12 protein-coding genes are annotated in these 12,161 nt (G+C 68.5%); 7 read left to right on the plus strand and 5 right to left on the minus strand.

Annotated elements, in window-relative coordinates:
* The first annotated feature begins 58 nt into the window (after nucleotides 1-58).
* The 3 genes from ACLJOO_RS11990 to ACLJOO_RS12000 are packed head-to-tail and all read left to right on the plus strand — an operon-like array spanning nucleotide 59 to nucleotide 3,024.
* On the plus strand, nucleotides 59-850 hold the full coding sequence (locus ACLJOO_RS11990) for a hypothetical protein (protein ID WP_410786958.1): 792 nt from the start codon (nucleotides 59-61) through the stop codon (nucleotides 848-850).
* A gap of 11 nt (nucleotides 851-861) precedes the next feature.
* The gene (locus tag ACLJOO_RS11995; RefSeq protein WP_410786959.1) at nucleotides 862-2,184 is read left to right on the plus strand and encodes a hypothetical protein; all 1,323 of its coding nucleotides are present in this window, start codon (nucleotides 862-864) and stop codon (nucleotides 2,182-2,184) included.
* A 57-nt stretch (nucleotides 2,185-2,241) separates the two neighbouring features.
* On the plus strand, nucleotides 2,242-3,024 hold the full coding sequence (locus ACLJOO_RS12000; RefSeq protein ID WP_410786960.1) for a metallophosphoesterase family protein: 783 nt from the start codon (nucleotides 2,242-2,244) through the stop codon (nucleotides 3,022-3,024).
* A 78-nt stretch (nucleotides 3,025-3,102) separates the two neighbouring features.
* Here ACLJOO_RS12000 and ACLJOO_RS12005 read toward each other — a convergent pair whose 3' ends face one another.
* The gene (locus tag ACLJOO_RS12005; protein ID WP_410786961.1) at nucleotides 3,103-3,735 is read right to left on the minus strand and encodes a GNAT family N-acetyltransferase; all 633 of its coding nucleotides are present in this window, start codon (nucleotides 3,733-3,735) and stop codon (nucleotides 3,103-3,105) included.
* 52 nt (nucleotides 3,736-3,787) lie between these two features.
* On the opposite strand from ACLJOO_RS12005, the gene ACLJOO_RS12010 reads away from it, so the two are divergent.
* Together ACLJOO_RS12010 and ACLJOO_RS12015 are read left to right on the plus strand one after the other, a co-directional pair.
* Nucleotides 3,788-4,714: a hydroxymethylglutaryl-CoA lyase gene (locus ACLJOO_RS12010; protein ID WP_410786962.1), complete on the plus strand. Its 927-nt coding sequence runs from the start codon at nucleotides 3,788-3,790 to the stop codon at nucleotides 4,712-4,714.
* A 31-nt stretch (nucleotides 4,715-4,745) separates the two neighbouring features.
* The gene (locus ACLJOO_RS12015; protein WP_410786963.1) at nucleotides 4,746-5,579 is read left to right on the plus strand and encodes a helix-turn-helix transcriptional regulator; all 834 of its coding nucleotides are present in this window, start codon (nucleotides 4,746-4,748) and stop codon (nucleotides 5,577-5,579) included.
* Here ACLJOO_RS12015 and ACLJOO_RS12020 read toward each other — a convergent pair.
* Nucleotides 5,566-6,261, minus strand: a complete 696-nt coding sequence (locus ACLJOO_RS12020; RefSeq protein WP_410786964.1) for an EcsC family protein — start codon at nucleotides 6,259-6,261, stop codon at nucleotides 5,566-5,568. The two genes, ACLJOO_RS12015 and ACLJOO_RS12020, sit on opposite strands and share 14 nt — an antisense overlap.
* A gap of 104 nt (nucleotides 6,262-6,365) precedes the next feature.
* Here ACLJOO_RS12020 and aat point away from each other — a divergent pair, with 104 nt between their 5' ends.
* The gene (gene aat, locus ACLJOO_RS12025) at nucleotides 6,366-7,046 is read left to right on the plus strand and encodes a leucyl/phenylalanyl-tRNA--protein transferase (protein ID WP_410786965.1); all 681 of its coding nucleotides are present in this window, start codon (nucleotides 6,366-6,368) and stop codon (nucleotides 7,044-7,046) included.
* On the opposite strand, the gene ACLJOO_RS12030 is transcribed toward aat, so the two are convergent.
* Nucleotides 7,039-7,725, minus strand: a complete 687-nt coding sequence (locus tag ACLJOO_RS12030) for a TetR/AcrR family transcriptional regulator (protein WP_410786966.1) — start codon at nucleotides 7,723-7,725, stop codon at nucleotides 7,039-7,041. The genes aat and ACLJOO_RS12030 overlap by 8 nt on opposite strands.
* 111 nt (nucleotides 7,726-7,836) lie before the next feature.
* On the opposite strand from ACLJOO_RS12030, the gene ACLJOO_RS12035 reads away from it, so the two are divergent.
* Nucleotides 7,837-8,304: a nitroreductase family deazaflavin-dependent oxidoreductase gene (locus ACLJOO_RS12035; protein ID WP_410786967.1), complete on the plus strand. Its 468-nt coding sequence runs from the start codon at nucleotides 7,837-7,839 to the stop codon at nucleotides 8,302-8,304.
* Here the strand turns inward: ACLJOO_RS12035 and ACLJOO_RS12040 are convergent.
* Entirely contained in the window at nucleotides 8,301-10,088 is a 1,788-nt protein-coding gene (locus tag ACLJOO_RS12040) for an ABC transporter ATP-binding protein (protein WP_410786968.1), read from the minus strand. The genes ACLJOO_RS12035 and ACLJOO_RS12040 overlap by 4 nt on opposite strands.
* A complete protein-coding gene (locus ACLJOO_RS12045; RefSeq protein ID WP_410786969.1) occupies nucleotides 10,075-11,697 on the minus strand; it encodes an ABC transporter ATP-binding protein in 1,623 nt (540 codons plus the stop codon). Before ACLJOO_RS12045 ends, ACLJOO_RS12040 begins: the two co-directional genes overlap by 14 nt.
* Nucleotides 11,698-12,161 lie beyond the last annotated feature (464 nt).

Raw genomic sequence — 12,161 nt, forward strand, 5'->3', positions numbered from 1 at the left:
CGGCGATTTTTGCGAGCCTTGATCCGTGAGGTTGTAGACCTTCGGAGCGGGGAGTCGGATGAGCAAGGACAAGGACGAGAAGTCGCCGTACGGCGCTGGTTTCATCGCGGCCTGCATCGTCGTGGGAGCGGTCCTGATCTGCGGGATCGTCATCATCTTCGCGGGCGGGGGCCGCTCGACGCAGGCGACCGCCGCGGCCCAGCAGCCGGTCGGCACCGCCTCGGTTCAGCCCACGGACGAGGCGCCTGCCACACCCGACGGCGGCCCGGCGCCGACCAACAACGCCAACAGTTCGGGGAGCGAGCGGCGGACGGGTTCGTGCGGTCTTCCGGCCGGTGACCAGGCCGTTCCTGCCGAGGCGCCGGCGGTCGACGGTTGGGACGTCAGCCGGCGGGTCGTCGTACCGCGCTCCTCGAAGTACGGACCGGGCACGACCGATTCCGACGGGTTCCGGCACTGCTTCGCGCATTCGCCGACCGGCGCGGTGTACGCGGCGTACAGCGCGATCGCGGCGATCGCCGACCAGAGCAAGCTCGTCCCCACCGTCAAGAAGCTCATGGTGCCTGGTTCGGCAACTGACAGCCTGCTCCGCCAAGCCGGCACGGACGCGTCTTCGAGTGGCGACTCGACGGTCCAGGTCGTCGGCTACCGGGTCCTCGACGCCGGACCGGACCGAGTGACCTTGATGCTCGCCATGCCCGTCGAGTCCGTGTACATGAGCGCCAACCTGACCCTGGTCTGGCACCAGGGCGACTGGCGGCTCCAGCCACCGCCACCCGGCGAGGCCGTCGGAGCCCCCTTCTCCCAGCACCGCGACCTGAGCGACTTCGTGAAGTGGAGTGGTATCTGATGTGCTCACCAATGGACATGAAGTGCCACGTCGTCGAAGGCGTCCAGTCCGTCACCAGCAACGGAATCGCGAACGCCGAGCGGATCACAACGGACTTCCTTTCGACGATCCTGAACTCGCTGGCGACGTTCTGGGTCAAGCCGGACACTCCCGTCACGCTGGCGAGTTCCTCCGACGGCGGGCAGACCTGGACGGACAGCAAGACCGTCGCATTCGTGCATGAGAAGACCCTCGGTTTGACCTTGACGATCTTCGCTCTCGCCATCGTCATCGCGGGAATCCGGATGGCCTGGGAGCAACGAGCCAAGCCGGTCCAGGACCTGCTGAAGGCGATGCTGACCTTCGTGGTCGTCTGTGGGGCAGGAACGGCTGCGATGCAACTCCTGATCGCGTGGTCGGACGAGTTCGCTGTGAGCGTCGTACGGGAAGCCATCGGAGGCCACTCCTTCGCGGACGCCATGAAGAACATGGTCACCGAACCATCTGACACCGGTGCCGGCACTGGGAACGTGGTCAAATCACTGCTGATGCTGTTGCTTCTCGGACAGCTGTCCGCGTGGGCTTCGCTGATCCAGATCGTCTTGATGCTGATCCGGTCGGCGATGCTGGTGCTGCTCGGTTCGACGCTGCCCCTCGCAGCGGCGGCGACCAACACTGAGGTCGGCAAGGCGTGGTTCAAGAAATACTGCGCGTGGAGCTTGGGCTTCATCGCCTACAAACCCGCAGCGGCTCTGATCTACGCGGCAGCGATCAAGCTCAAGCAGGAGAAGATGCTCGGCTCGGAGAGCGCGGGCCTGCTGCAGTCCCTCACCGGCGTGATGATGATGATGCTCGCGATTCTTGCCCTGCCGGCGTTGCTGCGCTTCGCAGTACCTCTCACCGCGGCCGTCGGTGGCGGCTCGGCCGGGATGGGAAGCGTTGGGCCTGATGTCGGGTCGTTGGCGTCGGGCGCGGTCACTGTCGGTCCTACCTCCCGCAGCGGTAGTAAAGCTGGGGCATCCGGCGGGGGAGCGTCTGGGGCGGGTGCGTCAAGTGCGGGTGCGAGTGGTGCTGCGACGACTGGGGCCAAGGCGGCGGGGCTTGGGCCGGCGGGTATCGCGGCGACCGCGGCGCGCAAGGCTGCGGGGGCGTTCGCCGGGGCGGCGGCGCATTCCGCGGGCGAAGCGGGTGGTGGCAGTTCGGGGGCGTCTATGCCCCGGTCGAGTGGCAGCAGGTCGAGCGGCGGGCGCGCGAACAGCCGAAGCTCCGGCGGACGGACCGGCCCAAGCCCCAGCCCCAAGGTTCCGGCGGGTTCCACTGCCGGTGGAGACACGGGCCCCTCCGGCAACTGGTAGTCACCGCACTCCGGTCCGCGCCGGAGTGCGGTCCGGCGGGATGAAAGCATCGCGGGCATGGGGCTGGAGCGGATTGCGCTGATTTCGGATGTGCACGGGAACCTGACGGCGTTGGAGGCGGTGCTCGCGGATATTGCGGGACGCGGGATCGAGCGGGTCTTCAATCTCGGCGACTACGTGGGGAAGGGACCGCGCGGACAGGCAGTAGTGGACCGTTGCCGCGAGGCCTGCGAGGTGAACATCCTCGGGAACTGGGACGACTTCCTGCCCGATCCCGAGCGTTCCGAGGACAGCGAAGGTCTGCGATGGTGGAAGAACGAGCTCCGCGAGGACCAGTGGGCGTGGTTGCGAGGGCTGCCGTTCTGCCACGACTTCCTGTTGAGCGGGCGGCAGGTGCGGCTGTTCCACGCCTCGTCGACGAGTGTTCATCACCGGATCGTTTTCGATCACGACGAAGCGCAGTACGGGAGCTTCTTCGAGAACACGCCGGCGACCGGGGACGGGCCGGTGCCGACGATCGTCGGGTACGCCGACATTCACGACCCGTTCTACGAGGAGGATCGCGGGCGGACGCTCTTCAACACCGGCTCGGTCGGCAACAGCCTCGGTGATCCGACGCCCGGATACGTGATCCTCGAAGGGGTCATGGATTCACCCGATCCGGCGCCGCACTCGATCCAGTTCGTCCATGTCCCGTACGACGCGCAGGCCGAGTTGGCGATCGCCCGCGACCTCGGGATGCCCGAACTCGACGGGTACGAGGCCGAGATCATCCGCGGCGTCTACCGCACGACCTTCTACGCCGGGCGGGATCCGCGGTACCACCGGCGTACGGCCTGATCGCGGTTGTCCCCAGGGTTTTCCACAGCTGTGCATTGGGGGCCGTCAGCAACAATCTGCGTTGCGTTCACCTGCCGGTCACTTGACCAGCAGGGCCTCGGACCCGACCGGCTTGTAGCCGACCGCCAGGAACGTCCGCAGCGAGGCCGCGTTCCCCGGCGTGACCTGCGCCCAGATCGAGGCATCCGGAGGGATCAACGCCCGGGCCGCCATCGCCAGCCGGCGGCCGTTCCCTTGACCGCGGGCCTCCGGCGGCACCTCGATCGCGCACTCCAGCCGCCCGGCCAGGCCACGGCCGATCACCACGAGCCCGCCGTGCGCGTCGCCGTACACCCGGACGTCGTCGCGATACCGCAACGCGCGATCGACCCGCGGATGGTTGTGGCCGGTGAGTTCGGTCAGGCCTGCAAGCGGCGCCGGGTCCTTGAGAGCCGGGGCGAGCACCATCGCGTCGATCGAGATGACCTGGCGGCCGGTGAACTCCTCCAGCGCGCCGAGGAACGGCGGGTTCGTCGGCGCGCACAGATCGCCGTCCGGGACCCGCTCCGCGACCCACGCCGGGTCGACGTCCGCGGCGATCACGATGTGGCCGGTGAACGCGACCACGCACGACTCCCGCTCGGACGGCGCGGGTACGACGGTGAGCCCGAGATCCGGGGGCGGGAACACGCCGCGCTCGACGCCCCGCAGAATGGCAGCAAGAGATGTCATCACGAGCATTGTCGCGGAGACCCCGTGTCACGCTCGCAGAGGAGGCAGCAGGATGCGCGAACCGCAGCTGGTGAAGGCCGACGGGCTGCCCGACCGGGTCACGATCTACGAGGTCGGGCCCCGTGACGGACTGCAGAACGAGTCGGCGATCGTCGACGTCGCGGTCAAGGCCGAGTTCATCCGGCGACTGCTCGAGGCGGGTCTGACGACGGTCGAGACGACGAGTTTCGTGCACCCGAAGTGGGTCCCGCAGCTGGCCGATGCGGCCGAGTTGCTCGAGCAGCTGCAGCTGCCGGACGGCGTACGCGCCCCGGTCCTGGTCCCGAACGAGCGTGGTCTCGACCGCGCCCTCGCGGCCGGTGTCCGGGAGATCGCGATCTTCGCCAGCGCGACCGAGACGTTCGCGGCGAAGAACCTCAACTCCACGCTCGACGACCAGTTCGCGATGTTCACGCCGACGATCCAGCGTGCGCTCGCCAAGGGCTTGTCGGTGCGCGGGTACGTGTCGATGTGTTACGGCGACCCGTGGGAGGGCGACGTACCGATCGACCAGGTGGTCAAGGTCGGCGCGCGACTGGTCGATCTCGGCTGCCACGAACTCTCGCTCGGCGACACGATCGGCGTCGCGACGCCGGGCCAGGTAGGTGCGCTGATCGCCGCGTTCGGTGCGGCCGGGGTGGGTGTGGACAAGCTGGCGGTGCATTTCCACGACACCTACGGGCAGGCGCTCGCGAACACGCTCACCGCGCTGCGCGACGGCGTGACCACGGTCGACAGCTCCGCCGGCGGACTGGGCGGTTGCCCGTACGCCGAGAGCGCGACCGGCAACCTCGCCACCGAGGACCTCCTCTGGCAACTCAACGGTCTCGGCATCGAAACCGGCGTCGACCTGGAGAAACTCGTCACCACCAGCACCTGGATGGCCGAACAACTCGGCAAACCGTCTCCGAGTCGAGTGGTCCAAGCCCTGGCCGGCTGAAACTGTCGGTAGCGCCTGCCACGCTGGTCAGGTGAGTGCGCAGCGAGCGGAGCTTGGCGAGTTCTTGAAGGCTCGGAGGGCCCGGGTGTCGCCGGAGGACGTCGGCCTGCCGAGTGGCGGAAGGCGGCGTACGCCGGGGTTGCGGCGCGAAGAGTTGGCGCTGCTCGCCGGTGTCGGCGTGACTTGGTACACGTGGCTGGAGCAGGGGCGGCCGATCAACGCCAGCGGGCAGGTGCTGGACGCGGTCGCGACGACGCTGCAGCTGACGCCGGTCGAGCGCGAGCATCTGTACCGGTTGGCCGAGGCGACGCCGGTGCGGTTGCCGCGGACGACGGACTGCGCGAGCGAGGCCGTGTTCGACGAGATCGTCGAGGCGCTCGACCCGCTGCCTGCGGTGATCACGAACACCCGCTTCGACATCATCCGCGCGAACCGTGCGTACCACGACCTGTTCCACGACTGGCACCAGCTGCCCTGCATCCACAAGAACCTGCTGTGGTGCATCATCACCGAGCCTGCCGCCCGCGAGCAGCTGCTGAACTACGACACCGAGGTCCCGTATCTCGTCGGCCGCCTGCGCTCGGCGTACGGCGAACACGTCGGCGACCCGGACTGGGAGACCGACCTCGAGCGGCTGTGCTCGATCTGCCCCGAGTTCGCCCAGCTGTGGTCACGCCACGAGGTCGCCGCCTGTACGCCGCGCCTGCGCCGAATCCTCAACCCGATCGCCGGCGAACTACACCTCACCGTCACCGAACTGGCCGTGTCGGCCCACCCGGACCTGGTCCTCTACGTCGAGACCCCGGCCGACGACGAAACCCGAGCCAAACTCCAGCTCACCCGCAGGGAGGCTACTGCTCGATAGGCCGGCGAATGCGGCGGACCAGGCTCTTGTCCGCGAATTGGCCGACGCGGTACGTCGTCCAGCCGTCGACGCCGGCGCCCACGGCACCGCCGAGCAGCGGGATGCGGCGGGTGAAGGTCACTGCCATTCGCTTACCGCTGATCCGCCCGATCAGTTCCGCGACGACCTCGCCGGAGACCTGTCGGTCCAGCTCGGGGTCAAAGACCGGCGCTGTCGCAATCGCCAACGGAGAGGAGACCAGGCTCGACTTCCGCAAGCGAGCCGTCACGCCGTCCTCACCGAGCAGGCAGGTGATGACTGCCGTGCGGACCCGCGGGTCGTCGAGGTCGTACCCGCGCAGGTGCGCGATCGCCGCGACCATCCGGCACTGGACGACCGCGAGACCGGTCAGGTTGGCCGGCAAGGCGACGGGCAGGGTGACCAGACCGCCGATGCTGGTGACGAACCCCTGCACGCCGGCGAGCCGGATGTGCTGATCGATGACTGCCTCGATCGCGTCCGTGACATCGCCGTCGCACCGCGCGAGCTTGTTGTCCGCGATCCGCTCCGCGCCCGGGAACCGCTGGTACCCGTCGATCGCGATCTCGAGGATCTGGCGCAACACACCGCCCGCTGCCGTCGGGGCGAACCGCTGGGCGGCGGGCGCGAGACTACTGGCGACGAACCTGGCTACTCCGGCCACGGTGCTCCTTCCCGCCCGGCCCCACGCGTCAGAACCCGGACGTGCTTCAACTGTACGTGGCTCCCCGCCCCCCGGCACTCGGGACAAACCCTAGGTGTGCCCTGGTGCAGGATGGTGATGTGCCGATCGAACCTGCTCCGTCCCCGTGGGAGTTCCCGCCGGTCGGTGTGGCCGGGGCGAGTGATGTGGTCGCGGGCGGCGCTGACCTGGCGCCGGGGACGGTACTGGCGGCGTACCGGCAGGGGCTGTTCCCGATGCCGGACCATCGCGGCTCGGTGCTGTGGTGGTCGCCGGTCGACCGCGGCGTGATCGAGGTCGCCAAGTACAACCCGTCGCGGTCGCTGCGGCGGGCGCGCGGGAAGTTCGAGATCCGGGTCGACACCGCGTTCGACCAGGTCATTCGCGCGTGTGCGGACCCACGCCGCCCGGGTTCGTGGATCGACTCCGAGATCATCGCGTCGTACACCGAACTGCACCGACTCGGCTGGGTGCACTCGGTCGAGGCGTGGGACGGCGACGAGCTGGCCGGCGGGCTGTACGGCGTCGCGGTCGGCGGACTGTTCGCGGGTGAGTCGATGTTCCACCACAAGACCGACGGCTCGAAGGCGGCCGTCGCCGGGGCGATCGAGCTGCTGAACGACGAGTACGCCGCCGACCGGGTCTTCGACATCCAATGGGTGACCGATCACCTGGCCACGCTCGGCGCGGTGTCGATCCCGCGCGAAACCTACGTACGCCGTGTCACGAAGGCGCTCGAGGTCCCGCTGCCGAAGGCGTTCAGCTGAGCCCGACGAACGTCGCCATCTGCCGCGAGGCGGACGCGAAGAACTCGTCCGCCGGATCCATCGACCCGACCAGCTGACCGAACAGCTCGAAGCTGAGCATCCCGAAGAGCTGCGTCCACACGATGATCGTCCGCACGAGCACCGCCGGGGGTACCTCGGGCGCCAGCGCCACCAGCACTTCCGTCTGCTGGGCGAGCAGTCCGGTCGGCGTCGGTGCGTCGGGCGGCGTCACCAGCCGCCCGGAGGCCTGAGCGCGCTGCAACAACCCCAGCAACAGCAGCGGGACCCGCACAGCCGGTTGAACCGTGGTCTGCGGCGCCTTGTAGCCGCTGATCGGGGAGCCGTAGATGAGCGCGTACTCCTGTGGGTTCGCCCGCGCCCAGGAACGCACCGCTGCGTAGATCGCGACCCACTCCTCGACCAGATCGTCGCCCCCGGCCGCCGCCTCGGCCGCCTCGCCGAGCGCGTCGTACGCGTCGATGATGAGCGCGGTGAGCAGCTCGTCGCGGCTCGCGAAGTACCGGTACAGCGCCGACGACACCATCCCGAGTTCGCGGGAGATCGCCCGGAGCGACAGCGCCTCGGCGCCGACGGTGGCCAGCTGCTGCCGGGCAGCGGTCTTGATCTCCTCGGTCAGCTCGGCCCGGGCTCGTTCACGGGCAGTACGTCCGGCGTTCATGGAGCCAGTGTGCCACAGAAACGAGAGCAGTGCTCTTGACAGTGAGCGGCGATCTGATGTTCACTGATCACAACAGAGAGCACCGCTCTCGCAGAACAGTGAGGAAGCGCCGTGACCGAGTACAAGCAGACCTACGACAGCAAGCGCGTGATCACCGCCAACGAGGGCAGCATGCGGGTCTTCAACCGGATCGTCGCGCGGCTGACGAAGCTCGGTCTCAGCCTGATGGGCAGCCGGGTGCTCTCGGTCCAGGGGCGCAAGTCCGGCGAATGGCGCAGTACGCCGGTGAACCTGCTGGTGATCGACGGTCAGCGCTACCTGGTCGCGCCGCGCGGCCACACCCAGTGGGTGAAGAACCTCCGTGCGAGTGGCGAGGGCCGGCTGCAGCTCGGCGGGAAGATCGAGACGTTCCGCGCCGCGGAGCTCGCCGACGCCGACAAGCTCCCCGCGCTCCGGCTGTACCTGAAGAAGTGGGCCTGGGAGGTCGGCGCGTTCTTCGAGGGCGACGTCTCGAAGAACTCTGCCGACGAGGTCCTGCACCACATCGCCCCCGGCGTCCCGGTCTTCAAGATCAGCTAGTGATAGGCGGCCGCCTGGATCCGGTACAGGTCCGCGTAGTGACCGTCGAGTGCCATCAGGTCCTCGTGCGTCCCGGTCTCGACGACGTGAGCACCGTCCAGTACGACGATCAGGTCGGCCATCCGCACCGTCGAGAACCGATGTGAGACCAGGATCGTGATCCGTCCGTCCGAGCTGTCGCGAGCCGCCGCGGCGTACCGCTCGAAGAGTGCGTGCTCGGTCTCGGCGTCCAAGGCGGCGGTCGGCTCGTCGAGCACCAGCAGCAGCGGGCGGTCCCGCATGAACCCGCGGGCCAGCGCCAGCTTCTGCCACTGCCCGAAGCTGATCTCCGCCCCGTCCGGCCAGGTCGAACCGAGCTGCGTGTCCAACCCCGACTCGAGCCGCTCCAGTACATCCTCCGCACCGGCCCGTCCGACAGCAGTGGTCACAGCCGGTACGTCGTCCAGTCGCGGCAGGTCGCCGAGTCCGACGCTGTGCGCCGCGCGGAACTCGAACCGGAAGAAGTCCTGGAACGCTCCCGCGATCTTCGAGCGCCACGCCTCGGCCGGGATCCGGTCCAACGGCCGATCGTCCAGCAGCACCCGCCCGCTGCTCGGCTCGTACAGCTTGCAGATCAGCTTCACCAACGTGGACTTGCCTGCGCCGTTCTCACCGACGACCGCGATCACCTTGCCGGCCGGCAGCGAGAGGTCGACGTCTTCCAGTGCGGGACGCGAAGCACCGGCGTACGAGAACGACACGCGCTCCAGGCGGATGCCGTCGACGAGCCGCTCGGGCGCAGGCTGATCCGCTGTGCTGTCGAACGCGGCCGCGTAGTTCTCCAGCCAGACCAGCCGCCGCGACCCGTCCAGCCAGATCCCGCGCAGGAACCCGATCTCGCCGACCGTCGCTCCGACGTACGACGACAGCCGCGCACCGGCCGCCAGGATCAGCAGCACCTGACCGACCGAACCGTGCAATCCCGCGGCGACGAACAGCACCGCGCCGACGTACGCCGCACCGAACAGCGCCCACGCGATCCCGTGCCACACCGCACTCACCCAGCGGGCGGCGGCGATCGGTCCGTACCACTGCTCCCACTCGCGGCGACGCCCCGCGACGAGATCGGACCCGATCCCGATGACGCGGACCTCCTTGCCCGGGGCGGGTGTGGTCGCGATCTTGAACAAGTGCTGGGAGAGGCGATAGTGAGCGGCGTACCGCTCTTCGACCTCGCGTTCGACGCCCGGTCGCCAACTGGAACTGACGACCGTCGGCAGCGCGAAGAGCAGCAGGAACGCGAGAGCCGGATGGATCGACATGAGCAGGGCGACCGTCACGCCGAGCCGCAGGATCCAGCCGCAGGTGGAGAACAGCGACATGTACATGTGGTCGAGCACGAAGACCTGTTTGCGAAGTACGGACAGACGATCCAGGTAGTCGCGGCGTTCGTGATGCTCGATTGTGGCGACGGACGCCTGCAGCCGGGCGACATGTGCCTCCAGCATGATCGTCACGCGATCCCGGAACCGGCGCGATATCCGCGTCGACAGCGTCCTCAGGACCCAGGTCGCCGTCACCGACAACGCCAATCCGCCCGCGGCAAGTAGTGCGGTCCGCCGATCGCCGTCCAGTACGCCGTCTGCGAGGATCTTGAGCCAGAGCGCGAGCAACGCGTCCGGCACGGCCGCCAGCAGCGTCATCAGGAACGCGGCGACGAGCAGCCAGGGCTCGTGCTGGTACCCGAGCTTGCACAGGCGCCACATCGCCGGCAGTGCGCGCGGCAGGTCGTCAGAGCGTGTCATAGCTGAGCCCTTCCTCGTCGACCTCGGCCGTGAAGCGCTGCGCCTGCAGGTCGAACATCGTCCGGTACCGCCCGCCGAGCGCCATCAGTTCGTCGTGACTACCGAGCTCGACGACCCGGCCGTGTTCCAGGACACAGATGCGCTCGGCGTGCCGGACTGTGGAGAACCGGTGCGAGATGAGGATCGTGGTGACGTCGCGGGTCGCGGTCAGGATCCGGTCGAAGATCGCCGCCTCACCGCGAACGTCCAGCTGGGCGGTCGGCTCGTCGAGCAGTACGAGGCCCGCTCCCTGCCGGACCGCGCACAGCGCCCGCGCCAGGGCGACGCGTTGCCACTGTCCACCTGAGAGATCGGTGCCGTCGCCGTACCCCGTGGCCAACCGGGTATCGAGATCCGCCAAGTCGTCGGCGCCCGCGTCCACCAGTGCGGCACGTATGTCCGCCTCGGGCGCGCCTGCCGGTGCGACGTTGTCCCGCAACGGCAGCTCGAGCTTGAGGAAGTCCTGGAAGACGGCGGCGACGCGCGTCCGCCAGGCGTCGACGTCGAGCTCCCGCAGGTCGCTGCCGTCGACCCGGATCGTCCCGGAATCAGGGTCGTACAGCCGGCACAGCAGCTTGGCCAGCGTGGTCTTGCCCGCGCCGTTCTGACCGACGACCGCGAGCGACGACCCGGCCGGGATCGTCAGATCCAGCCCGTCGAAGACCTGCCGATCGCCCTGTGGATAACTGAATCTCAGCCCGCGAAGCTCGATCTCTACAGGACCGCGGCCGGTCGAACCGTGCCCGGTGCTCAACGCCCCGGCCGGCGCCATCGCGGGCTCCAGGCGCTGTACGGCGACGACCGGGGCGGCTGCTCCGTCCATTGCCCAGTTCAGGCCGCCGAAGGCGATCATGCCGACCCCGATCGCGACCTGGGCGAACACCACCAGCCGGTCGAGCTGAAGTTGTCCGTCGATCGCCGCCGACCCGAGCGCCCAGAACACGAGACCGTTGGCCACCACCACGATCAGCAGACTCCAGATCATTGGGCGTTCCCGCAAACGCGTTGCGGCGTACTGCAGTTCGAAGAGTCGTCGGCGGCGGTCGGTGAAGCGCCGTACGGTCCAGTCGGCGAGGCCGAACAGGCGCAGCTCCTTCGCCGCGTCCGGCTCGACCGCCAACTCGTACGCGTAGTTCGCGTGCCGCTGCGCCGAACGGACCTCGGCCGTGTTCCGGTCCTTCCAGACGCCGCTCTCCCGGAGCAGCCAATGCGTTGCGGACCAGGCCGCGACGAGCACCAGCGGCGCCCACCAGGTGAACCCGAACAGCACCACCGCGGACGCGATCCCGCCGACCAGCTCGACCAGACTCCCCGCGACAAAGTCGACGTTCAGATACATCGGCGGCCCGGTCTGCCCATGGTCGAACTCCCGCGCCACCGTCAGATCCTCACTCAGCTCCGGATCCTCGAGATGCCCGATCCCCGGCGGCCCGACACAAGCCTTCGCCAGCGCGTCATTCAGGTACGCCGAGACGCGACTCCCCAGGTTGGCGCTGACAGCCTGATGCACCGGAGTAAGCACCTGCAGCAAGACAAACGTCGTACCCATCAACCCCAGCGGCGCGCCCAACGACCCACCCCGCTGCACCGCCCCAACCAGCCACCCCATAGCCACCGCAAACACCGCCGGCAACGCCCCCCGCGCCACCAAAAGCACCCACCAGGCGGTAGCCAGCCCCCGATCCGCCCGCGGCAACACCCCAAAGAACCGCCACTCAGGTCTGTCCCGCAGCCGCCTCACCATCCCCTCACGATGACACCCCCACCACCACAAGTCTTGAACGTTTGCCGGATGCAGTACGCCCGCACGGGCCACTCAGTCGTCTGCCGGGCCCTGGAGACAACCGCAGGGGGCTGTGAACAGGCAATTGCCTGTTCACAGCCCCCACCGAGTGTGCCCAGTCGTGGCGGTGTGGTGGCACCCCACCCTCATGCCCGCGCGTGTCCTCGCCCGCGTCCGGAGACAGATACGCGAGTGGATGTCCCCTCGTGTTGTGGGTTCTCCCCTCGTACACCAGCAGAGAACCCACCACA

The sequence above is a fragment of the Kribbella sp. C-35 genome, from assembly GCF_046549195.1.
GTDB lineage: Bacteria > Actinomycetota > Actinomycetes > Propionibacteriales > Kribbellaceae > Kribbella.

Bases quoted from the DNA above. Each gene is read 5' to 3' on its own strand.
- ACLJOO_RS12040 (WP_410786968.1), bottom strand. From the start codon at position 10,088: ATGACACGCTCTGACGACCTGCCGCGCGCACTGCCGGCGATGTGGCGC.
- ACLJOO_RS11990 (WP_410786958.1), top strand. From the start codon at position 59: ATGAGCAAGGACAAGGACGAGAAGTCGCCGTACGGCGCTGGTTTCATC.
- ACLJOO_RS12030 (WP_410786966.1), bottom strand. From the start codon at position 7,725: ATGAACGCCGGACGTACTGCCCGTGAACGAGCCCGGGCCGAGCTGACC.
- ACLJOO_RS11995 (WP_410786959.1), top strand. From the start codon at position 862: ATGGACATGAAGTGCCACGTCGTCGAAGGCGTCCAGTCCGTCACCAGC.
- ACLJOO_RS12010 (WP_410786962.1), top strand. From the start codon at position 3,788: ATGCGCGAACCGCAGCTGGTGAAGGCCGACGGGCTGCCCGACCGGGTC.
- ACLJOO_RS12005 (WP_410786961.1), bottom strand. From the start codon at position 3,735: ATGACATCTCTTGCTGCCATTCTGCGGGGCGTCGAGCGCGGCGTGTTC.
- ACLJOO_RS12000 (WP_410786960.1), top strand. From the start codon at position 2,242: ATGGGGCTGGAGCGGATTGCGCTGATTTCGGATGTGCACGGGAACCTG.